This window comes from Herbinix hemicellulosilytica (assembly GCF_002904165.1).
In the GTDB taxonomy this organism is placed as follows: domain Bacteria; phylum Bacillota; class Clostridia; order Lachnospirales; family Lachnospiraceae; genus Mobilitalea; species Mobilitalea hemicellulosilytica.
In genome coordinates, this window is record NZ_CVTD020000017.1 from 168,484 (window position 1) to 190,984 (window position 22,501).

26 protein-coding genes, 1 pseudogene and 1 riboswitch are annotated in these 22,501 nt (G+C 37.0%); of the genes and pseudogenes, 5 read left to right on the plus strand and 22 right to left on the minus strand.

All coding sequences use genetic code 11. The annotated features are described in order from the left end of the window. Nucleotides 1-246 precede the first annotated feature (246 nt). The 13 genes and pseudogenes from HHT355_RS08650 to HHT355_RS08705 form a co-directional block, all read right to left on the minus strand. A complete protein-coding gene (locus HHT355_RS08650) occupies nucleotides 247-2,664 on the minus strand; it encodes a virulence-associated E family protein (RefSeq protein ID WP_103203044.1) in 2,418 nt (805 codons plus the stop codon). Nucleotides 2,665-2,674: 10 nt separating this feature from the next. Continuing rightward, nucleotides 2,675-3,106: a hypothetical protein gene (locus tag HHT355_RS08655; RefSeq protein ID WP_103203045.1), complete on the minus strand. Its 432-nt coding sequence runs from the start codon at nucleotides 3,104-3,106 to the stop codon at nucleotides 2,675-2,677. 14 nt (nucleotides 3,107-3,120) lie between these two features. Further along, nucleotides 3,121-5,094, minus strand: a complete 1,974-nt coding sequence (locus HHT355_RS08660; RefSeq protein ID WP_103203046.1) for a DNA polymerase — start codon at nucleotides 5,092-5,094, stop codon at nucleotides 3,121-3,123. A gap of 5 nt (nucleotides 5,095-5,099) precedes the next feature. Then, a complete protein-coding gene (locus HHT355_RS08665) occupies nucleotides 5,100-5,672 on the minus strand; it encodes a DUF2815 family protein (protein WP_103203047.1) in 573 nt (190 codons plus the stop codon). 15 nt (nucleotides 5,673-5,687) lie between these two features. Then, a complete protein-coding gene (locus tag HHT355_RS08670; protein ID WP_103203048.1) occupies nucleotides 5,688-5,951 on the minus strand; it encodes a hypothetical protein in 264 nt (87 codons plus the stop codon). 54 nt (nucleotides 5,952-6,005) lie between these two features. Beyond that, on the minus strand, nucleotides 6,006-7,163 hold the full coding sequence (locus HHT355_RS08675) for a DUF2800 domain-containing protein (RefSeq protein ID WP_103203049.1): 1,158 nt from the start codon (nucleotides 7,161-7,163) through the stop codon (nucleotides 6,006-6,008). Beyond that, nucleotides 7,163-7,513: a hypothetical protein gene (locus tag HHT355_RS08680; RefSeq protein WP_103203050.1), complete on the minus strand. Its 351-nt coding sequence runs from the start codon at nucleotides 7,511-7,513 to the stop codon at nucleotides 7,163-7,165. The genes HHT355_RS08675 and HHT355_RS08680 overlap by 1 nt, the downstream gene beginning before the upstream one ends. Beyond that, nucleotides 7,514-7,729, minus strand: a complete 216-nt coding sequence (locus HHT355_RS08685) for a YdbC family protein (RefSeq protein ID WP_103203051.1) — start codon at nucleotides 7,727-7,729, stop codon at nucleotides 7,514-7,516. Nucleotides 7,730-7,733: 4 nt separating this feature from the next. Then, nucleotides 7,734-7,967, minus strand: a complete 234-nt coding sequence (locus tag HHT355_RS08690) for a hypothetical protein (RefSeq protein WP_103203052.1) — start codon at nucleotides 7,965-7,967, stop codon at nucleotides 7,734-7,736. A 160-nt stretch (nucleotides 7,968-8,127) separates the two neighbouring features. After that, a pseudogene (locus HHT355_RS14010) lies at nucleotides 8,128-8,236 on the minus strand (AbrB/MazE/SpoVT family DNA-binding domain-containing protein); the annotation flags it as partial. Nucleotides 8,237-8,316: 80 nt separating this feature from the next. Beyond that, on the minus strand, nucleotides 8,317-8,628 hold the full coding sequence (locus tag HHT355_RS08700; protein ID WP_103203054.1) for a hypothetical protein: 312 nt from the start codon (nucleotides 8,626-8,628) through the stop codon (nucleotides 8,317-8,319). 238 nt (nucleotides 8,629-8,866) lie between these two features. Beyond that, nucleotides 8,867-9,025, minus strand: a complete 159-nt coding sequence (locus HHT355_RS13650; RefSeq protein WP_158245940.1) for a hypothetical protein — start codon at nucleotides 9,023-9,025, stop codon at nucleotides 8,867-8,869. 104 nt (nucleotides 9,026-9,129) lie between these two features. Next, a complete protein-coding gene (locus tag HHT355_RS08705) occupies nucleotides 9,130-9,324 on the minus strand; it encodes a helix-turn-helix domain-containing protein (protein WP_103203055.1) in 195 nt (64 codons plus the stop codon). 201 nt (nucleotides 9,325-9,525) lie between these two features. Here HHT355_RS08705 and HHT355_RS08710 point away from each other — a divergent pair, with 201 nt between their 5' ends. From HHT355_RS08710 to HHT355_RS08720, 3 genes are read left to right on the plus strand one after another with little or no spacing between them, the layout of a single operon-like run. Next, complete coding sequence (locus HHT355_RS08710) at nucleotides 9,526-9,855, plus strand: helix-turn-helix domain-containing protein (protein ID WP_103203056.1); 330 nt, start codon at nucleotides 9,526-9,528, stop codon at nucleotides 9,853-9,855. Then, nucleotides 9,852-10,901 carry an ImmA/IrrE family metallo-endopeptidase gene (locus HHT355_RS08715; protein WP_103203057.1) on the plus strand — a complete coding sequence of 350 codons (1,050 nt, stop codon included), beginning with the start codon at nucleotides 9,852-9,854 and terminating at the stop codon, nucleotides 10,899-10,901. Before HHT355_RS08710 ends, HHT355_RS08715 begins: the two co-directional genes overlap by 4 nt. Nucleotides 10,902-10,916: 15 nt before the next feature. Beyond that, complete coding sequence (locus HHT355_RS08720; RefSeq protein WP_103203058.1) at nucleotides 10,917-12,503, plus strand: recombinase family protein; 1,587 nt, start codon at nucleotides 10,917-10,919, stop codon at nucleotides 12,501-12,503. On the opposite strand, the gene HHT355_RS08725 is transcribed toward HHT355_RS08720, so the two are convergent. The 8 genes from HHT355_RS08725 to HHT355_RS08760 all read right to left on the minus strand — a co-directional run bounded on the left by HHT355_RS08725 (nucleotide 12,457) and on the right by HHT355_RS08760 (nucleotide 19,831). Further along, nucleotides 12,457-13,119 (minus strand): polysaccharide deacetylase family protein, encoded by a 663-nt coding sequence (locus HHT355_RS08725; RefSeq protein WP_103203059.1) that lies wholly within the window; start codon nucleotides 13,117-13,119, stop codon nucleotides 12,457-12,459. The two genes, HHT355_RS08720 and HHT355_RS08725, sit on opposite strands and share 47 nt — an antisense overlap. Nucleotides 13,120-13,296: 177 nt before the next feature. Continuing rightward, nucleotides 13,297-13,929, minus strand: a complete 633-nt coding sequence (locus tag HHT355_RS08730; protein WP_103203060.1) for a hypothetical protein — start codon at nucleotides 13,927-13,929, stop codon at nucleotides 13,297-13,299. Between the two features lie 22 nt (nucleotides 13,930-13,951). Continuing rightward, nucleotides 13,952-14,575 (minus strand): hypothetical protein, encoded by a 624-nt coding sequence (locus HHT355_RS08735; protein WP_103203061.1) that lies wholly within the window; start codon nucleotides 14,573-14,575, stop codon nucleotides 13,952-13,954. Between the two features lie 189 nt (nucleotides 14,576-14,764). Further along, nucleotides 14,765-15,394, minus strand: a complete 630-nt coding sequence (gene upp / locus HHT355_RS08740) for a uracil phosphoribosyltransferase (protein ID WP_103203062.1) — start codon at nucleotides 15,392-15,394, stop codon at nucleotides 14,765-14,767. A 251-nt stretch (nucleotides 15,395-15,645) separates the two neighbouring features. Next, entirely contained in the window at nucleotides 15,646-16,119 is a 474-nt protein-coding gene (locus HHT355_RS08745; RefSeq protein WP_103203063.1) for a hypothetical protein, read from the minus strand. Nucleotides 16,120-16,604: 485 nt separating this feature from the next. Further along, a complete protein-coding gene (locus HHT355_RS08750; RefSeq protein ID WP_103203064.1) occupies nucleotides 16,605-17,966 on the minus strand; it encodes an aldehyde dehydrogenase in 1,362 nt (453 codons plus the stop codon). An 11-nt stretch (nucleotides 17,967-17,977) separates the two neighbouring features. After that, on the minus strand, nucleotides 17,978-18,199 hold the full coding sequence (locus HHT355_RS08755) for a hypothetical protein (RefSeq protein ID WP_103203065.1): 222 nt from the start codon (nucleotides 18,197-18,199) through the stop codon (nucleotides 17,978-17,980). Nucleotides 18,200-18,772: 573 nt separating this feature from the next. Then, entirely contained in the window at nucleotides 18,773-19,831 is a 1,059-nt protein-coding gene (locus HHT355_RS08760; protein ID WP_103203066.1) for an aldose epimerase family protein, read from the minus strand. Nucleotides 19,832-20,094: 263 nt separating this feature from the next. After that, nucleotides 20,095-20,275: riboswitch (cobalamin riboswitch) on the plus strand. Nucleotides 20,276-20,399: 124 nt separating this feature from the next. Between HHT355_RS08760 and HHT355_RS08765 the strand changes: the two genes are divergently transcribed. Together HHT355_RS08765 and HHT355_RS08770 are read left to right on the plus strand one after the other, a co-directional pair. After that, complete coding sequence (locus tag HHT355_RS08765; RefSeq protein ID WP_158245941.1) at nucleotides 20,400-20,804, plus strand: DUF4430 domain-containing protein; 405 nt, start codon at nucleotides 20,400-20,402, stop codon at nucleotides 20,802-20,804. A 4-nt stretch (nucleotides 20,805-20,808) separates the two neighbouring features. After that, nucleotides 20,809-21,318 (plus strand): hypothetical protein, encoded by a 510-nt coding sequence (locus HHT355_RS08770; protein WP_103203068.1) that lies wholly within the window; start codon nucleotides 20,809-20,811, stop codon nucleotides 21,316-21,318. Between the two features lie 313 nt (nucleotides 21,319-21,631). On the opposite strand, the gene HHT355_RS08775 is transcribed toward HHT355_RS08770, so the two are convergent. Next, a complete protein-coding gene (locus HHT355_RS08775; RefSeq protein ID WP_103203069.1) occupies nucleotides 21,632-22,489 on the minus strand; it encodes a hypothetical protein in 858 nt (285 codons plus the stop codon). Between the last annotated feature and the right edge of the window lie 12 nt (nucleotides 22,490-22,501).

The following is a 22,501-nucleotide window of genomic DNA, read 5'->3' on the forward strand; positions in this document are numbered from 1 at the left end:
TACCTAAAAACCCCTATACGCGCGCGTATGTGTGTATGCGTGTAATTAGTTACTTATTTTTATATAAATTCAATTTATATAGATTAATTGGTTACATAGTTACAAATCTTAGTTTTATCAGTGTTTTCAAGGCTTTCAAGTGTAACCAAGATGGTTACATTTTGGTTACAGGTTACATTTGATCGGCTAACTTTTTGTAACCAACATTGATTTTGTAACCAACATAATTTTTGGTTACACTTCTGGTTACACTCTTTCGTAACCTTTTGCCACGCCGTATATTTTAAATCTGATAGCTTTATCTGACTTCTTCCATCCCTCAATTCGTGCCATGATGGCAGCTATTTCGTAAGAGTCTTGACGTTTAAGGTCCCCTCTTTCCTTTTTGAAACACTCACACCAGATTTCAGCTATACATACCCGTTGCCGCTGAACTGTTCCGGTGTATTTTGTCCGTTCAAACTCGTCACCATGCAGATAATTCCGACGCTCATACAGGTTCATATCTTCCCAGTTTTCAGGCAACGGTGTATCCAGGTATTCTCGTATCATGCCTTCTCGTTCGTCCGTTTCCATTGCTGACTTTTGTTCTTTTTCAGCCATCTCTGTTAATTTTGCATCCAGGTATAGGGATTCCCCGGCTTTATAATAATGCAGTGCTTCGGCCCATATCTGCAGGATCTCTTCTTCCGTCATATCCCATACTCTCAGGATTCCGTTGCCTGTCACTTTAACAGGCCAAAATCTTCTGTTACCAGTTGTATCCCTCAAATATCCGTCCTCTGCGTTAGTTGTTCCGACAAATATACATTGCCTAAGATGCGGTGTAGCTCGCCGACCGAAGCTTGCCCGATATATATCATTCTGTTTACTCAGAAAGCCTTTTAAGGTTTCAACCTCAGTCTTTCTCATTCCTGCCAGCTCGCCAATTTCAATTATCCAGTACCCCTGGAGTTTTTCAGCTGCAGTCTTATCCTTGGTGTCAGACAAGTTCAAGCTGTCTGAAAACCACTCCCGGCCAAGCTTTGCAATTAAGGTACTCTTTCCTATTCCCTGGGGTCCATTGAGTACCAGCATATTGTCAAATTTGCATCCAGGATGCATCACCCGGCTTATTGCGGCCACAAGTGTTTTCCTGGTCACGGCTCTGACATATTCATTATCCTCAGCTCCCAGGTAGTCAATCAGCAACGTGTCTACCCTGGGAATACCGTCCCATTCCGGGAGATTTTGAAGGAATTCCCGGACAGGATGATAAGACCGGTCATCTGCCACCTTAGTGACTGCTATTTCATAATTCCGGGCAGAGAAAGTGCCATAAGTCAAATCAATATAGGATACCAGCTGTGCATCGTCAGCGTCACGCCAGAACCGGCTAGGATGCTTCCAGGGGACTTCTCCTTTAATCTCTAAGCTGTCGGAAAACTGATTGAAAACTATGCCTTTAAGGTTTGGGTCATTACGAAGAATAAGAATGAGATTATTAAGGGAATTTATGATGTTACCTTTTTTATCAACTTCCAGCTGCGCAAGCCAACTGTCGTCCTTAGCCGGTTCCTGCGCGAATTCTTCAGCAGCACTCTCCAGCTTTTCTCGGCCAAGCTGCAGCTTTGTTTCAGGGTCATTCTGAATAAATTCCATCATGGCCTTGTAGCTTGGCAGCTTAGCGGTGTCTGTTTCCTGTCCGGCATCTTCGTCCAGTTCTCCGAACTTATGGATACGGACAAGGTCAAAAGCATTACACAGTTTACCTGATGCCGGGTCTGTTGCATGATTACTGTAAGCAAATTTCTCATCATCATAGATAACAAGGCCTGCAGCCGTGGAACCTTTGGCATAGGTATACCGGTTAGGATTAGCACATCTGATATATACATCAGGTATAAACTTTTCTATTGCCTCAGGTACTGTATAAGTTCTGCAGAAAGCTCCTATAAGTCCTGGCTTTAAGCAAGGGTCTCCCTGTTTTTCAGCCTGCTTTTTACGTATACCTGTAGCTCTTGAGCTCTCTGGCCAGTAGCTTGTATCTGTCCAATCCGGATATCTTGCGAGTACCTTATCAGCACACAGAAATGGATTATCCAGATAGTTGTAATAATAATTGCCGTCAGAACTTACACTTGGCCAGTACATCAGCCTGGAAGCTTGATATGTGGTATCGTCAAAGTAGTCAATGCCGATTTCCTCAGCTACTTTTCTCGCAATGGCTTCATACTCGTCTGGAGTGACTTCCCGGTCCAAAGGAATAAGCAGCCGGTACCTTGGATTTTCTGGGCTGTGCTTGTGAGTACTATATACACAGCAGGCATAATCAGCCAGTAGCTCAAGCGTGTCAAAAAAGTCCACCGGCGCATAGTCGGCATCCAGTGTCAATATCTGCCTGGTGGCAACACTGTCTGCTTTACGTTTACCATTGGTTAAAGTTCCACCAACAAAGCCGCCGACATCCTTAATCCTATCCTGTTCAGCCTTACCTAGTTTCATGTACTCAGCGTATGTTTCAGGAGTAATTACCGGGTTTTTAAGCTTAGCAACAAGGCTGGACCATAGGATTTTTTTATTTTTCCAGTTGGTCTCATAGCGGTTTTTTCCAACTGCTATTGAGACCTGACCATCATATTTCAGTTTTAATTTGTATTCTTCAAGATTAGCCACTTTATTCATGGCAAGCCTCCTAGTTTTTATGTATATAAGGCATTACAATTCCTGCACATGCACCATTTTCAATGACTTTTACTGGGCTTAGTTCAGGTTTATTAAGTGCAATTTCAAATTTGCAATCTTTATCAAAATATTTAAGGAGTTTTTCATTTACCCAGGCATGGCCGTTTTGATTAGCGATTTTTATAATTATTTTATCATCTATACGTTTAAGCTCGCCTGTTTGCCACGCAGTCTCCATTTCAAAACCAAATAATTTATCTGCATCAATTATTTTTGTATTGGATTTATTAAGATTTAAATAAAATCTGCATTGCGGTATTCTATACATCACGTAATTATCAAGTGTTAACGCAATACTGTCATCTTTTAAGGTTGCCAGATACACCGGTTTGTTTTTCTCTAAAGCTTCCATTACTTCAGTCTGAATTTTGATATATTTCATACTGTTACCCCTCCTTAATCTTTCCTGTAGAATGGGCTCTCAAAAGTATCTCCCTTAAGTGGCAACCCTGGAGCCCAGCCAATTTCCTGGCTCATTATTGCATTAATCTTTTCAGGAGCTTCTTTATCTTCTATAGGCACATCACAGATAATTTCATCATGTACATGCATAACTACGTTGTAACCGGCTCTTTCTATCCGTAACAAGGCCTCTGCCAGACAGTCTCTTGCAATAGCCTGGACTATGTTTTCCACAAGTTTACCGCCATAGGTCTCAAGCCGTCCCCAGCGCTTGCTGTCTTGTTCTATCCCAGCATATGTAATCTGATCCATGCCTTTACTGTTGGGCTCTATTCTGGCGGAATAATAGGCAAGTTTCCGTCCGCTTGGCAGCTTTATAAAGAGGATTTTATTTATGTAGGAAAACTCCAAACCATGTTGTATTTTCACTGTTCTGTGTTCCTGTATAGCAGTCTTAGCAGCTGCTTCTACTGTGTACCATAGCTTCACAATCTTTTTATTGGCATCACGCCACTGATTAACCAGCATTGGTAGTTCATCCTGTGGTATCCCCATATCCAGGGCACCCATTGCTATCAATGCACCTACAGATCCCTGATATCCTAATGCGAGCTCTGCAACCTTACCCTTTTGCCTTAATGGACTGCCTTTTGTAATCCGATCAATTGGTACGTTAAACATTTGGCTGGCTGATGCTTCGTATATCTTTCCATGTGTACGAAATACTTCAAGCCGCCATTCCTCGTCTGCTAACCAGGATATAACTCTGGCTTCGATAGCGGAAAAGTCACTTACTACAAATCGACATCCAGGAGAGGGAATAAAGGCTGTCCTGACAAGCTGGGAAAATACAAATGGGGTTTCTCCAAATAATATTTCTACGGTTTCAAAATCCTTGTCTGCAACAAGTTGTCGTGCAAGTTCTATATCCGGAATTTTATTTTGTGGAAGGTTATGGACCTGGACAATTCTTCCCGCCCATCTGCCTGTTCGATTAGCACCATAGAATTGTAGGATTCCTCTTAGTCGACCATCACTACAAACTGCTTTTTCCATGGCCTTGTATTTAGCTGTTGAAGTCTTTGACATGGCCTGTCGAATTTCTAATACTCTTTTTACTGTTTCATCTGTGATATCATCTATGAGCTTTTTGACGCTGTCTTTCGTCAGGCTATCAACGTTATGCCCAAGTTTATTTGTCAGCCATTCCTTTAGCTGCACCGGACTGTTAGGATTACTAAGACCTGTAAGCTCCTTGGCTTCCTCTGCAAGTTCAGCTTGGACTTTATCATCATGCTTGATGATTCCTTGTACAAAATCCATATCTAAACAGATTCCTCTGTCGTTCATTCTCTGGTCAAAGCACCATAAAGCCCATTCCCAGTCCGGTACAGGATAAATTTTTAACTTGTCCAGAATTGCTTGTTCTGCAATAACATCCTGCTTATTGTATTCCTTAAACAAGTCCCACTTTTCCCTGTCGTGCTGCGGCAAGTTCCGAGTCCTGCCACCATTGGATTTAGTGGGCTTACAGGGCTTACAAAAGTAATCAATCAATGATTTGCCAATCTTATTTTTCTGCTTATCTTCCGGTAGGCCTAAGGCGTTGCCTACGTCTTCCAATGACCTAGGCAGTCCCAGCATAGCAGCGTGTACAGCTGTGCATCTCCATTGTTCTGGTGGCATATAGCCAAAATACTTACCAAGACAGGTTCTTTCAAAGTTGGCATTAAAAGCAGTTTTTATAACATCTGGGCTTAATAAAGCTTTAACAAATTCCGGATATAATAATTCAATGTCATCCAGGTCCATGCCTACTGTATCAATTACTGTTACATCCGTATCATCATCAAATTTGTAGCCTATAAGCAGGATTTCAAAGTCAGGGGTATCGCAATAAGCGTATACCCCTGCTTCTGTCAAATCCACGCTGCTATAGGTTTCAATGTCTATCGCCAGCGTTTTCATAAGCATCAACCCAAAAAGTCAATATCATTATCACTGTTGTTAAGGTCAGGACGGCTGTCTGCGAAATCCTCCTCTGCAGATGCTCTGGCCGCTCCAAGCGGTTCTCCATCCTCAAGTTTCTGCACGTTGTTTAGTCCAACAGCAACACCTTTGTTTCCGTTGCTATTAAACGGATAGAAAGTAATGCTAGCCCTGCCATAACAGCCAGAATATACCTCTGTTGCGTCAAGGATTTCATTCAGGTCCTTATCAACAACACCTGGCTTTTGAACGCTGTTAGCGTTTAAGAAATAGCAGCCTGCATACTCTGGTGCTTCCTCTGCTCTTTCAGCGTCGCCATCACGAAGGGGGAGTTTAAGATTAGCAGGACGCTTACCTCCCCATTTTGACGAAATACCGTCCTGAATAGCTGCTTCTATTGCAGCCTTAATCTTGCTTAAGGTTGTCTTGTCCTTCTTGTCAATCAACAGACAGATGCTATACTTAGCATCCTGCCCCTGCTGAAAAGCTCTTGCATTGAAAATGTTCACATAACTGAATCTTACCTTACCTGTGATAACCTTTGTTGAATTACTCATACTTAATTCCTCCCTTTAAAATTTATTGAAAATCTTGGGTATTTCACTTTCGTAGTGGTTTTTAATCACCTCATTTTTTTTGCTATGCAATGTGGTTGTAATCCCATCGTGTTTGACCTCGCTTTCTTTAAATTCCCAAAGTAAATTGCAATAATCATATTTGTCACATTGATGGCATGATAATAAAAAATATGACATTCCATGTGGACACGTTTCTTTTGCTTCTTTCTGTGCTTCTTCATGGCTAAGTATGCGTTTGATTCTTATTGTTTTAGGCATTGTATTCAGCCTCACTTTACTCTAAATATTGATATAAACCACCATCAAAGTTGTTTACCCAAAATCTTTAACTGCACTATCAACTGTACCAATCTCTGGCCGTTTATCGCTTTCAGGCACTAGTACAGGTTTGCCCGGTGGTTTGATAACTAAATCCTTAAGCAATTCTGCGAAAGTCTTTTTTCCAAGTATCTTCTCCATAGCTGTGATACCGTACAGCTTCTTCTCATAGATGACTGCTTCATCATAACCGGCTGCCTTGAGGGTCTCAGCAACTTTGATTTCATCCACATATGTTCTATTGCTTCGGCCCTCAACCAACTTCCAACCGTCAAACTTCTTGCCTTTCAGCGCTTCCTGGAGAGCATATTCTGTGATGTCCTTAACCCAGTCAGAAAGCCGCTCGGCCTTTGCGAGTACTTCTCCGATTTCATCATCATCCAGAAGCTCAGGATTCTTAAACTCAAATTTAGCAAGTTCCAGATTATATTCTGCACGAGCCCTGCAGGTCGCTTTTGCTCGGCAAAATCTACAGTGATCACCGACAACAAATTCGCCTTCACCCGCCATAGCCATTTTAGCTTTTGGTTTAACCTCTGTTTCAGCCCATTCTAAGAGTTCCTCAACTGTCAAAGTTTCTGATGTTACCATATCAAGTCTTGGTTGGCAGATTGTCATCCGGACTTGTTCAATGTTATATAGCATCCCATATTCATTCAGAGCTCCTAGAGCATACAGCCGAATCTGGGGATTGCCTTCAGCTACAACACCAACCCCCTTGCCATATTTGAGGTCTATAATATGTAGCTCCTTGTCTGCTATAATTACCACATCACCAGTACCAAACCCTTCAGGCACATATGCAGAAAAATCTAGTCGTTGCTCAGTCAGGACTATCACATCATTACAAAGGAGCTTTGCTTCATTGGTGTATTCAAATATTTGATTAGCAAAGCTTTCAACATATTCCAGAAGTTCTTGGGAGAAATACCGGTTTTCCTTCATTTTTTCAAATTTCTCGTAGAACTCGGCCTTTTTGAGATTGTGCAAATTATAGTTGATAATTAAGTCAGCAAGTGCGTGAGCAAATGTACCTTCTTCTGCATATTCTGATGTGTTTTCAGGAAATTGTGCTTCCAAGACTGCTGATGGTGTACATGTCATCCAACGGTGAGCACCACTGGCTGACAACATTGCATGTTTACCCGGCATTACAGAGCACCTGCTTTCTCCATCACGGCAGCATAATGTTTTGGATCCAGGCTAGTTAAGTTTTTAGCACCAAATGAATTAAGCAGTTCTTTTACTTCCTTTGCTTTTCCTGACCTGGTAAGTTCAGCGAGCTTTGCTCTTACCTCTTCTAAGGTGTAAGTCATGACTGTACCACCTTCAAAAGGCGCTTCATCAATGCTCTCCGGTGAATTCATCATGTTAGCTTCGGTTTCGCTTGGAAGAGCAGCCTCTTTCTTCTTTGGTTCTTGCTTTGATGCTGGTGTTCCCAGCAGCTGCTTTGCAAAAGCTATCATCTCTGCAAAATCTTTGAATTCTACTGTAATACTCACTTAAAATACCTCCTTAATCTTTGATATGAATGCTTCAAGTTCTTTTTCTGATAAAGTAATGCCTTTAGTCATTTTGGTACGGTCTTCATTCCAGCCCCTTAAGTCATATACCGGATCACGGTTATTCCAGCTGATTTTGTTCAGTTCCTTATGGAAGGTACTGGAACTAGGTAAGCTGAAAATGTGGTCTACAATTTCAAATTTGACTTCTTCCACCCTCTCACCCCCTTAATACCTTAAAGCAGTTACGCCTTACATATTTATCTACACAATCTTCACAGAGTATATGTCCGTCTATCTCATAGGCCGGATCCTGATCGTACAATGCATTTTCAGGGAATAATGGCATACCACAAGTGAAACAATGTGTTTTAGGCTTACGTTTTTTACAATCACACTGTTCACCAGGGTCCAAATTCGCACCGCAAAAAGGACAAGTCCAGTAATATGCCATAGTCAGCACCTCTTGACTTCTTCTACTCTCTTCAGTAGCTTATATGCATGCTCCAGACATATATAAGTTCCATCCACTTCAACCAGGTTATCCGTGCCACCGCATATTCCACATGATTTTTCCGGCATCTTTCTTAAACAAATCATGTCTCCTTCGACATATATCTCTATAGGGTCACCTTCTTTTATATCTCTGGTCTTTCTTATTTCCATTGGAATTACTACCCTTCCTAAATCGTCTAATCTTCTTACAATACCTGTATTCTTCATTACTGATTGACCTCCTTATAATTTCATGCTAAAATTTACTTAGGATACTTTCTTCTGGGCCCGATTGGAGTTGCCGCTCCTTAAGGGCTCATTCTTTGCATTCGTCGAGCAACAGCTTCCTGTTCTTTTTTCCTCCGGATATCTGTAAGCTTGTCCGTGATTCGATTTAAATCCTCAACAGTAGCCCTCTCAAATTCTTCCGGCAAAAGGTCTAATAAAAACAAGGCTGTAAAAGCTCCTCTGGCTCGTTCCAAATGTATCAGTGCATTTTCTAATTCTTGATAAGTACATTTGCCAGTGTTTTTTGCCATTTGCAATTCGTATGTTATTTGTTCCATTACATCTTTAACATCAAGATGTTCCACCAGGTTGATCTCAATCTTTTTCCCCATCACTTCCCTCCTTTCTTGAAAATGAATTAATTATTCTGGCTGATATGTACAAACCAGCTACTCCTATCCCGAGCCGCCATATGCACTGTCCCAGGCTGATCTTGCCCAGATCGGATGCACCGGCTGTGCCCAAGATCCAAAACAAGCTGATCAAAAAAGCAGAAAAGGCTGCAAGTTCTTTCAGAAATTGTTTATTGATAGCTTGTCCCTCCTTTCAAGCTTGTCCACCGTTTACCGCTTACGCGGTTTTATCCTTTGCTTTTTTTGCTAGTTCTAGAAACATTTGTTTTATTTCTGTCAATTTTTTATTTTCTTCTTCTTCGGATAACAATATGGTTTTAGAGGTAACTTTACACCCGTTTATAATTCGGACAGTTACATTTTTGTATTGCTCCATTCAACCACCTCCATATAAATGGATATGCGGTACTGCTTGTTCAACTTTACTAAACCTTTGATTATGTAGTATCTAACCTATGGTTAGATGCAGGGTAAAAAAAATTATAATTCTGATATGTCTATATTTAGAGCAAGGCATATCTTTTTGATTTTTTCAAATGTTGGACGCTTTTTCCCGCTCTCATAATAACTTATAGATGCTGGTGTAACACCTACTATTACTGCGAGCTCTTCCTGAGTAAGGCCCATTTTAATCCGTGCATTATAAATTTTCTTCCCAGCCTCGTGCCAATCCATAAATTCACCTCGCTTATACAAAAAATTACAAATACTCAGTTGACATTAACCGCTGGTTATGTTATAATTAACCTTGCTAGTGGTTGTTAATAAATAACTTACCCAGCGGGTAATGTCTTAACCGTTGATTAAATTATACTCTAACCAATGGTTAATGTCAATACCCTTAGTTAATTATTTTAAAAAAGGAGAATTGACATTATGTTGGGTGATAAAATCAAAGTATTAAGAGAAGGAAAAAATGTTTCGCAAAAGGAACTCGCCCAAGCTATCGGCGTTTCAGATGTTATGATATCATTGTACGAACAGGGCAAAAAAAGCCCATCTCTTCCTACAATTGTAAAAATTGCAGACTATTTTAATGTTTCAACAGATTATTTATTAGGAACAAAAGCAGTAAATAATGACATACCTGAAAACATAATGGCTGCAGCTAGAAATTTATTAGAGTTACCAGAAGAAAACAGAAAATTAGCAATAGATATGATTAAATACATGTCCCAAAAAGGTAAAGAGGCAAAAGAAAAATGAAGATACCAAAGTATGCAAGGTATGATTATTGCGTTCAGATTGCTTATACTTTTTTAAATGACTTTTCAATTTCTGATTATCCAGTCAATGTGTATGAAATAATTACTAAAATGAAATGGGGTCTATTAAAATATTCAGAGCTAGCTGATGAATTCAACTGTTCTATTAAGGATGTTATTAAATGCCTTGGAAGTGAAGATGGTTATACTATATATGATGGTTACAACTATACTATTGCATATAATGATATGAGAAAGCCTAAAAAAAGAATTATATTTACATTACTTCATGAAATAGGCCATATATATCTTAATCATCTAATAGATTTTGAGGCAACAAAATTATATAGGGGTTCTTTGACCAAAGAAGAATATAAAGTATTAGAAAACGAAAGTAATGCGTTTGCGCGAAATGTACTTACCCCAGCAGTAATAGTAAAAGATATGCACAATATAATGCCGCAAAAAATATCATTATTATTTGGCATAACTAAAAAAGCAGCTGAAACAAGAATTGATCTATTATATGATGATTTAAAATCAATACATATATGCGGAATAGAAGCTAAAGCCTTGAATGTATACAATAGATACTATTATAAAAGAGTTTGTAAGATCTGCGGTCATTATTTTATTATACCTAATGCAAAATTCTGCCCTGTTTGTGGCAGTAGTAAAACAATAAACAAAAGAGGCAATGATATGAAATATAAATCAATGGAAACTTATCAAAACAGAAAGCTTAAAATTTGTCCTAAATGCAATAATGAAGAAACCAATATTGAAGGACTTTATTGCCAAATATGCGGAACTTTACTTGTTAATTATTGCGATGATAGAGAGTTTAAAAATTCTCTTCCTACTGATTATACACCATGTGGATCTGAAGTTCCTACAAATGCAAGATTCTGTCCAAAATGTGGATCCAGAACTACGTTTTATAATGATGGTCTTTTAAAAGATTGGAAAGAAGAAAAAGATGAACATGACGGTCTAGCATTATTAGGTATACCTGATGCTATAGACGAAGAGTTACCATTTCTTTAATATGGGGGTTTTTAAATGAAGCTTATTTATGCAAGGCAATCTGTAGAAAAAAAGGACAGTATATCAATTGAAAGTCAAATCGAGAAATGTATAACGTTTTGTAATTATAACGGATGGGATTATAAAATTTTTAAAGATGCAGGATATTCAGGTAAAGATTTAAATCGCCCAGGTTTTATGGAAATGATGGAAGAAATAAAAGCTGGAAATGGTGACATGGTAATATGTTACCGACTTGATAGAATTAGTCGTTCTATTGCTGATTTTAGTAATTTAATTGTTGAATTTGAAAACTATAACGTTAAATTTGTTTCTGTTACGGAAAATTTTGATACATCGACACCGCTTGGCAGGGCTATGGTAAATATAATAATGACCTTTGCACAACTTGAAAGAGAGACAATAGCCGACCGTATAACTGACAATTATTATTCCCGTACAAAATTAGGTCGCTGGGGAGGTGGACCTGCTCCTTATGGGTATAAACTCAAAAAAGTATCAGGACCTGACGGAAAGAGATTTACAATTTTAGAACCAGATGAGTATGAGGCAGAAATAGTTCGTAATATATATAATTGGTATCTTGAACCAGATGGTTCTGTTGGCAAAATCGTAAATAAACTTAATGAACTCCAAATCCCTTCCAGGGGAGGTAGTGCTGGTGCAGCTGTATGGACCAGTAGGGTTGTATCTGAAATACTATGGAGACCGCTTTATGCACCTAATGATATAAAAATCTATAATTATTTTAAAAATTTAAATGCTAATATTATTAATAACATCACAGAATTCGATGGCTTAAAATCAGTAAATTTATATGGTAAAACAGAAAAAAATGCCGGAAAACACAAACGCTGCCGGAGTATAGATAAGCAATATTTTATAGTAAGTCCCCACAAACCTATTGTAGATAGTAATACATGGTTATTAGTCCAAGCAAAGAAAAATGAAAAAAAGCGTCAGCCAGCAAGGAAAGGAACCGGCACAACATCCGTTTTTACAGGACTTATGAAATGTGGTGAATGCGGATACTCTGTTTCTACAGTATGTGACGGAAAAAACTACAGAGGATATATATGTAGCACAAAGAAGAATCGTGCTAAGGACTTGTGTTCTCTTCCAGTGATTTCACAACGGTATGCAGATCCAATTATTTTTTCTGATATTGCCCAACATTATTCTTCCGATGAGGTAAAACAAAAGATTATATCTGCTAAGCAGGAGTATAAGGCCAGTCCAAGTTATTTAGCAAAAAAGAATGCTATTGAGATGGAAATAACCCGTATAGATGCAGAAATAGATAATCTCCTTAATTCAATAGCCGAAGGCAATACTACTGTTAACAAATACATAAATAAAAAAATAGAAACTTTAGATGTTCATAAATCACAATTACTCTCAGAACTTAACGAATTAGAACTCGAAGAGCGCAGCTCAAGAAATAACATAGATGGATTGGAGGAAATTATTGATCAAATATCTTCATTGGAAGAAACCCTAAATTCAGGCGATTTCAACAAGGTAAAGAATATGTGTAGAGTATTAGTTAAAAGTATTACATTTCATAAAGATAAAAGTATTGAAATTGAGTATTATATTTAGACTTTCTTTTTACGTCCAGTGTATCCACATCCCACTGAATAGTGTAATATCCGCATTCTCTGGCTACTCCTACAACCATGTTATTGTAATCTCCGTATGGCGGGCGGAAAAGTTCCATCTCAATTCCGGTCAATTCTTTTACCCTGTTATGGGCTTTCATTATTTCTTCCTTGCACTGTTCTTTTGTCAGTTTTGTCATCTGTTTATGATTTTCACTGTGATTTCCCAGATCATGGCCTGCCGCAGCTATTTTTTTAACATCTTCCGGATATTTTCTTACCCATTCACCGGTCATAAAAAATGTAACCTTTACATTGTGTTTTTCTAGAATGTCCAAAATTCTCTGTGTGTCATCGTTACCCCAAGCAGCGTCAAAACTTAAAGCCACCTTATTTTCATCCGTTTCAACACTATAGATAGGAAGGTCTCTTTTTTTACCGATATTAGACACTGTGATTGCATCCGGTAAAAATTTTATTCCCAGCCCGACAATAGCCAGAACCGTTAATACAATAATACCTAATTTTACAAACAAAGTAATATCTGAGATGATTTTTTTCTCATCGTTATTAGTATTTTGATTGTCCTTAATATTATTTGTGTTTTGATTAACCATAGCTTCACCAATAATTATGTTATATCACTATAATATATTGGTGTTTTGGGGCAAATATGCGATAATGGCAAGCTTATATAGGTGTATAATTTTCACATATATGAATAAAAATATAGCAAAAAACAGATGCGCCAAGCTATGGTTGCTTATACTCAAATATAAATCTACATTTTATCCTTATTTGAAATATTTCTCAATTACTTCATTGTATAGCGGAAACAGATAATTCAGTGGTTCGTCATCATAGTAGATATCAAAATCTGATTTCTCTGCTTTCCCGTCCTCAATCATTGCCATAACTTCATCTGTCGGTATGGCAAATATGCCCTGATAATCGCCAACTGTCGAATATCCTCCCAGCATTTCTTCATATCTAAGTATCATAAGGTATTCTTCACCTTGATTTAACGGTTTAACCGAGGATGATGTCACCAGTTGTTTTTTACCGTCAGATTTCGTCCATATGTAATACTCCTGCAACAATACCAGTTTATCTCCGACTTTTACGTCTCCCTTATATACTTTAGTTACTTCAACTTCCCATTTTGTATACCCGTATGTCGGCAATTCTTTTTGCAAAGCATAATCATATATAGTGTCAACTTCCTGACCGAGGTTTTCGCTTACAACAGCCTTTACAATTATAGTGGCCTGATCCTCTATTTGCTCAAGGTTTTCATAGTATGTTCTTTCTGACTGAAGACGTACAACCTCAATATCGGAAGGCATATCGGAATCTTTTTTGGTTTTACAAGAAACCAATACGAGCATTAATATCATACACATAATACATAAACCTATCTTTTTCATTTACCAGCACTCCTTTTTAATATTATTGACCCCATTTACTTATCAAATTTTGCCTATCCATTGTAGTCACTTCATCCGAGACACTTCCACTGGAAGTCGGTGCTCCCGAATGCATAATAGAACGATATGGCAAAGTTGGATGTTTGAGAAGAAAGACATGACCAATTTCATGTCTTATTGTTTTTATTAAGTAGGTTTGATTGGATACATTAGGATTATCAAAAACACTCGAATTAGAATTTATCCTTATCGAACATCTATAAATTAAGTTTGAATCCATAGCAGTATTACTGTCTATTAAATCTCCATTTATTGTATAAAAATATGTTTCACCAGGATGGTTATATGTCATTGGCCCTGCCTCTATCACAAAATGTTCTGCAGGCCTAGATGCAGGATATACAACAACTTGTGATACATACGCTTTATAGTCCCCGTTCCAATTAAAAGCTGCATTAATAAACGGACTTGAACCATATTTAGATATCGCTGAATAGTCCACATAGAATTTAAGTCCTGTTGTAGGTTGTACAGGTGCTGAAAGCACGTATCCACCTTTACCATAATCTGCTCCTGATAATAAAAGTGTATTTATTATAAGAAGTAACATTATGAATAACAGGAAAATACTTTTTCTTTTTTTCATCTAACTTACACCCCCATTATTATTTTATAACTATAATATATCCAATATTTGCTATTTGTCAATAAATGTAAGTCACTATGTATAAATAATATTTATTCACCCTTATATTGCGCTCATTCCCATACCAGCACACAAAAAACCCACATATACCTTTAAAGATATATGTGGGATTATATTCTAACCAAAATATTATTTTGTGCCAAATAATCTGTCGCCTGCATCTCCAAGACCAGGATCTATATAACAGTTTTGATTAACTTTTTCGTCGATTGCAGCACAGTAGATATTTACATCGGGATGCTCGGTGGCCAGTTTTTCTATACCGCTTCTGGCTGCCAAAATGCTCATGATTTTAATATTTTTTACGCCTTTGTTCTTAATTATTCTTACTGCTGCAGATAATGAACCGCCTGATGCTATCATAGGTTCCAATATGATAACTTCTCTTTCGCTGATATCCTCAGGGAATTTACTGTAATACTCTACAGGCTGTAATGTATCATGATCACGATAAAGTCCGATATGTCCTATCTTTACGGAAGGAATTAAATTCTGTATACCTTCAACCATACCCAGACCTGCTCTAAGTACGGGAACTATACACAGTTTCTTGCCGGAAATTATCTTTGTTTTTGCAACCCCGATAGGTGTTTCAACCTGTATTTCCGTTAATGGCAAATCCCTGGTTACTTCATATGCCATGAGCATTGATATTTCACTCATAAGCTCACGAAACTCTTTAGTCCCCGTATTCTTATCTCTAAGATAAGAAATTTTATGCTGGATTAACGGATGATCAAAAACAAAAATATTTTTCATCTGTAATTCTCCTTATTAAATTTTTTTGAACAAGTACGCCTTGTTCAATGTTCTCATAACATTATAAAATATTTTAAATATGGGTGCAATGAAAATTTTAATGTTTTTTTATATCAAAATTCTGTAAAATAAAAGCAATCTTACATTAATTAAGCGCCCCTTTATGCAGCCGTATTTAATAAATGTAAAATTGCTCTATTAGTTTCCGATATATAAATATTTCTGTCCCCAACAGGTAAAAATTATTAATATCATTCATCTTTTATATTATTTTTATTGTTTAATATAAGCCTGTCAAGGACTGCTTTGTAAACCAGTATAAGCTGGGCATCTACATAGCAGAATTTATTGGATATAAATTCATAAACCTTATATAAAAAGCTTATATTAACAAGTACTACTGATATAGTAGTAAGCTGCGGGTTCATATCTCTTAACAGCAGATATATAGTAGCCATAAGGTACACTAAAAAAGCAAAACCAAAGTTTTTGCTTATGCGAAATGCAAGAAGCATAGTGTCATTTAATCTTTTATGCATCATTGATATGGAATTTATATCTCTGGACTTTAATTTTTCATACATATCATTGAATATGATCTGGCTGTCGTTTAACCGTTCATTTATATTACGTTTATCTATATTCTTTTTTATAAAAGATGAATAACGGTGATAATTAACTTCACCCAATTCCTTTCTTATTAACTTGCGAAAAACATTTGCCATAAGACCACCTGCTCCCTAAACTATTAAAGCCAAAAATTGATTTATCATAAATGTATGTTTGTTAATATTATTCACAGAGGACATAAATTAAAACTCTGCAATTGATGTAACCGTTTCCTTATAATTCAATTCGACAACAATTTCCTACAATATTTTTCATAATATTATATGACAAAATTTTAGAAAAAGCCACACCTTTATAAGCTACATACATATATATGATTTTCGTCAAAATTTCTTATAAATTTATAATAATCCAAAAATTTCAAATAAATTTATCTGACTGCCGTAAGAATAACTTAAAATCACTAAATTTTCCCGTAGCAAGATAATGCATTATCATGCATATGCAAATTTTTTTGATTAATATTATAGTATTAAGGAAATTTTTTTAAGGAACTCTCTTTTAATAAAACATTTTCAATAAAAATAAAGCCTGTATAATAACAGGCCTTATAAATCCGGCTTTGTCAAATTATATATACTTATCTAAGTATATTTTTTAGCAGGCGTAATTTCTTTTCCGTATACGGCATATATCTTATAGGAATATCAATTTTGGAGCTTTGCTTAAATACACTCCTGTAGTGGGTAAATGTTTCAAAACTTTTTTTGCCGTGGTAGCTGCCCATACCCGATTCACCCACTCCGCCAAAAGGTAGCCTGGGGTTCGCCAAGTGCAAAATGGTATCGTTAATGCAGCCTCCACCGAAGGAGCAGGTATTAAGTACTTTTCTGATATTCTTTCTGTTCTCTGAAAAAATATATAATGCCAAAGGTTTGGGAAGAGACCGTATTACTTCAATACATTCATCCAGGTTATCATAAGTAATTATAGGAAGAATCGGTCCGAATATCTCTTCCTTCATTATAGGAGCAGATAAACCGACACCATCTATAAGGGTTGGTTCTATAAACAACCTTTCGTCATCAAATTGCCCGCCCAATATAATACGGCCGTCAGTCAGCAGATTTTTCAACCGTTCATAATGTTTTTCTGATATTATAGTTACCATTCGTGACATATCATTATCGGGGAAAAATTTTTGCAATGCCCTCTTATATTCAATTATAAACTTATCCTTCACTTTACTGTGAATCAAAAGATAATCCGGGGCCACACAGGTTTGACCGGCATTTGTCACTTTTCCAAATGCAATTCTTTTTGCTGCCAGCCGTATATTGGCTGTTTCATCAACTATAACCGGACTTTTTCCACCCAGTTCCAATGTAACGGGCGTTAGATTTTTGGCTGCCGCCTCCATAACAACCCTTCCGACAGTCGGGCTACCGGTAAAAAATATATAGTCAAATTTTTGCCCCAGCAGTAAAGCATTTTCCTTTCGTCCTCCGGAAACGACGGTTATATAGTACGGCGGAAACGCTTCTGAAATTATTTTTTCTATAACCTTGCTTGTTTCCGGTGCATAAGCCGAGGGCTTAAGTACGGCGGTATTTCCTGCAGAGATCGCTCCGATTAACGGAGCAAAGCAAAGATTTATAGGATAATTCCATGGTGCCATAATCAGTGTTACCCCATAAGGTTCAGGTAAACTATAGCATCTTCCCGGAAGCTGCCCTATGGACGGCATAATTACCCGTTTTTTCATCCACCTGTGGAGATTTCTCTGGTGATAACGAATTTCATCTAGAACTATTCCTATTTCGCAAAGATAGGTTTCTGTTTTAGATTTATTCAAGTCCTTAGCCAAAGCATCATATATGTCTTCTTCATAGTGGATAATGGCGTTCCTTAACCTGCTTAATGCTTTCATCCGAAATTTATAATCCAAGGTTTTTCCTGTCAGATAAAACTTTCTCTGTTCTTCCACAATTTTGCCTATCATAAGCCGACCTCCTACTTTTTTCTGTTCCCGTTTTTATCAAAGGTTTTTCTTAAGGCAATTTCCTTTGGTATTAAAGTTAATATCAAATAGCCGCATTGCACATAAGTTGACATATTTGTACGGTAGCCAAAATAAAAATTAATCTTTTTTGGCATCCTTATTCGAAAATAATGTCCCAGTATAATCATAGTCACAGGAATAAGTATGCTCATTACCGTAATAAATACGCGCATTTCTTTACTCCTTCTATTATCTTAAAAAATATACCTTTACAATTTATTTTAACATATAAAAAGCTGAGTACTATTATTTTTTCCTATATCAATTTTCCTGCTTTTATTTCAAATGAATTATATATTTAGTTACATTGAACTATTTTAATACTTACATATTATTGCATTACAATTGAAATGGAAAATAACAACGATAGCGATATGCTAAAAAATGTCCCAATAAACTAATAAAATATTAACAAATTGTTTACAATCTATCCATATTAACATTACAATTAGTAACTATAATTAATTTAAACTAAAGATAAGTTATTAAGTAATATTTAATATATGTAATTGCTGCTTGCCTATAAGATAATTTTTTTCATAAAACATGCCCGGCAGCTACCCTCCCCCCTCTACCGGGCTCTCCTCTTTTTTATATATATAAAAACGGTCCTATTAAAATAGGGCCGCTTTATTTTGCGCTTTTTTAGTATTCATTTAACATATAAAATACAGATATTTTAAATTTGCCTTATACTTAAGAAATTAACACTTATATATTTATTACCGTGCGGTAAAAATTGTATATTATCTGCAAGAAAATTTGTAAATGGTTACGAAATCATATTCCTGGCCGGCCTTTAATATACTGCTCGGGAAAGACTTAATATTGCAGGCATTGGGGAAATACTGGGTTTCAAAACATACTCCTGCCCGCTTTCCGTAAGTTGCCTCGTCTTTTCCGTTCTCTACGGGAGTCAGCATATTGCTTGTATAAAACTGCATTCCCGGCTTATTTGTAAACACTTCCATTACCCGGCCTGTTGATTCATCCACAAGCTCTGCAACTTTTTCTACTTCACCTGACTCATTATTAAGCACGTAATTGTGATCATATCCTCCCGCCTGACGAAGAGGTTCGTAATCACTGTCTATATCATCTCCGATGCGCTTTAATGTTCTGAAATCCATCGGAGTTCCTGATACATCCCGCAGTTCTCCCGTTGGAATTAAATCATCGGTCGTAGGAGTAAACTTGTCTGCATTTATCCAAACCTTATGATTAAGGATATCCCCGCTGTTATGACCTGATAAGTTAAAATATGAATGATTGGTCAGATTTACAACCGTATCCTTATCAGAAACCGCATGATATTCGATAACCAGTTCATTGTTATCCGTAAGGCTGTAAGTTACCGTAATATCTAAATTGCCGGGGAAACCCTGTTCACCATCGGGACTTAATCTGGAAAACTCAATGCTTATCATATCCCCGTCTTCAAAAATTTCCGTATCATACATAACCTTGTTGTATCCCGGACTTCCGCCGTGGAGATTGTTTGCTCCGTCATTTTTTTCTAATTCATAAACTTTTCCGTTAAGCTCAAACTTTGCTCCTCCGATACGATTCGCAGATCTTCCGATAAAAGAACCAAAACCGGGCTTATTATCCTCATAACCTTCTATATTTTCAAAACCTAAAGCCACATCATCTAATTTTCCGTTCCTGTCAGGTACTATTATGCTTACTATATTTGCCCCATAGTCGGTAAATGATACCTTCATGCCGTTACTGTTAGTTATAGTATATAATGTGGCTTCTTCCCCGTTTTTTGTTTTTCCGAATGGTTTTTGTGTTATTTTCATACTCTGCCCTTACTCCTTTTTTATTATTAATATCCGTTATATAAATACAAATATTAACTATAATGAACATTATACCATACATGATTAATTTATCCAATATACCTTTTACATCTTATTTTATAAACAGATTTAATTTTATATTGACAAGTATACCCAGTTGATATATACTTTACATACAATATATTGGCTGTTTGGTACCAAAAACAGCTATATATAGAAAACTATGGGTTTTAAGTGTCCCGGATACCGATAGGAATTTTTGATAAATACTATGGTTTTCGGGCATAATAGGGAAACAGGTGCAAATCCTGTACGGTCTCGCCGCTGTAAGTGGGGAGCCTGCTCCATCAATTTGATAAGCCACTGGATATTTATATCTGGGAAGGCCGGAGCCAAAGGCAATGATCCACAAGTCAGAAGACCTGCTTAAAACCCGTACCTAGGTTTCCACGAGTCATGGACAAAGGTACAATAAAGATCCTTTCTTTATTGTCCTTTCCTATTCATGCGAAAGGCTTTTTTATTGCCTTTTTGGCAGAGAAAGCCGCCAAAAAGAAAGGAGATACATATGAAAGAAGCAAAATATTGGTTAAAAGTATTTTTAGCAACACTGGGTCTTTTTGCTCTCACAGTTCTTTTGCTTTACCTGTTTTTGAACAAAAGGAACCCCTCATCTCCAGGTGTTAAGGAGATAACCGTACAGGTTATTGTTCCGGGCGAAGATGTCCAGGAGTTTGTCATAACAACTGAGGCATATACACTCCGTCAGGCATTGGAAGAAAAAGATATGATTAAAGGCCAGACAAGTACTTACGGTTTTTATATTACCGAAGTTAACGGCCGCAAAGCCGACGAATCAAAGCAGGAATGGTGGTGCATTACAAAGGACGGGGAAGAAATATTTACCGGAATAGACCTGATAAACATTCAGGATAAAGATAAATACGAGCTTACCCTGATGGAAGGTTATTAAAGCTATGAAAATATCATCAAAAACTAAAGATATTGTAATAGTCGGCATTATGTCGGCCTTGCTTTTAACCGTTCAGGTTGCATTATCATTTTTGCCCAACATTGAACTGGTATCTTTGCTGATTATTATCAGTACCATAGTTTTCGGGTGGAAAACCTTATCCATAATATATATCTTTGTCTTTGCGGAAGGGTTAATCTTCGGGTTTGGTTCCTGGTGGATATGCTATTTGTATGTATGGACTGTGCTGATGCTGATAACAATGATTTTCAGAAAGAACAGATCATCTTTTTTCTGGGCTCTTGTAGCCGGAGCTTTCGGGCTTGGCTTTGGCGCCCTTTGCTCTATACCGTATATTTTTATCGGCGGTTTACCCATGGCATTGGCCGGTTTCATAAACGGTATACCCTTCGATGTAACCCACTGCATCGCTAATTATATAATAACCCTGGTATTGTTTAAGCCATTGTATAATCTGCTTGATTGGATTAACAGGAAAGAATTCGGTAAGTAATGATATTTTAAATATAATACACAGTTAAATATCAAAAGACGGCTATAGATTTTTCTATGCCGTCTTTTATTTTTACTTTTATTAATATTTAGAAATCCAAACCGCTTCCCATGTTTCCAAAAGTAATACGCTTACCTTTTTGGTATATTCCGAAAATAAAAAGATCATCATCAAAGTTTGATGTATAAACAACGGGGGTTTTCTATTTTTTTGACAAGGTTTTTGCTATATCCAAAAGAAAACCCGGCTTACCTATTTGGCTTGCCGGGCTTTATAAGTTTTTATTACATAGTGATTGGCTCAAAAACCAAGTTTACGGTTGATTATACTTGTATACCCCTTCTTCTACTGTCTCATATTTAAGCTCTTTCCATTTTTTATAAAAATCAGGTAACCATCTTTCAATATTATGCCATTCTAAATAACATTCAATGTCATTATGATTAGCAGGTCCTTGTATATTTCCTATATAAGTTAGATATTTCTCAGGATACTCCGTTTTTTTGGTCATAAGTATCAATGCACTCATCCTAATAAACCCATCACTCAACTTGGTCCTTAAAGGAAAATCTAATGGTAATATTCGCTTATCTTTCATATCAGATAAATCAGGTAGATAATCAAAGATTTTGTCTATTATATGAATTCTCATGCTGGGTTTTCCTGAAAACTTATCAATACTCTCCCCAATTTTTTGAATTAATACATATTTCCCATCAAAATCGTGTCCATATATGCTACCTTCATGAAACTGATATGCATAAACATCATTGATGTTCCACAAATTCATATCAACTACACGTGGTTTTCGTACCTTTTTCTCTTTGGGCATAGGCGAATCCAATTTTTCTCTTAATTTCCCTAAAGTCTTTTTCCAACCGGCTCCACCGCTTTTGCTATCATCCCAATACTCCAAACCGCCACCTTTTTCTATCCATTCAAGAGCTTTTTCCTTTACTTCAGGAAGAAGGCGTCCCAACCTCCACTGGGTTTCAGCTAAAGCAAACCAAAAAAGAGGTTCGTCAATGTCTCCTATTAGCTCCTCATAATCTTCCATAATTGCTTTATAAGCGTCCTCGTTGCTATATCCATCCTGCAGCAGTTTGATATAACTGTCACGCACATCACAAGTAGTATCATTGGCATACAGACCTGAACCCCAAAAGCCCATTTTTACTTCCTC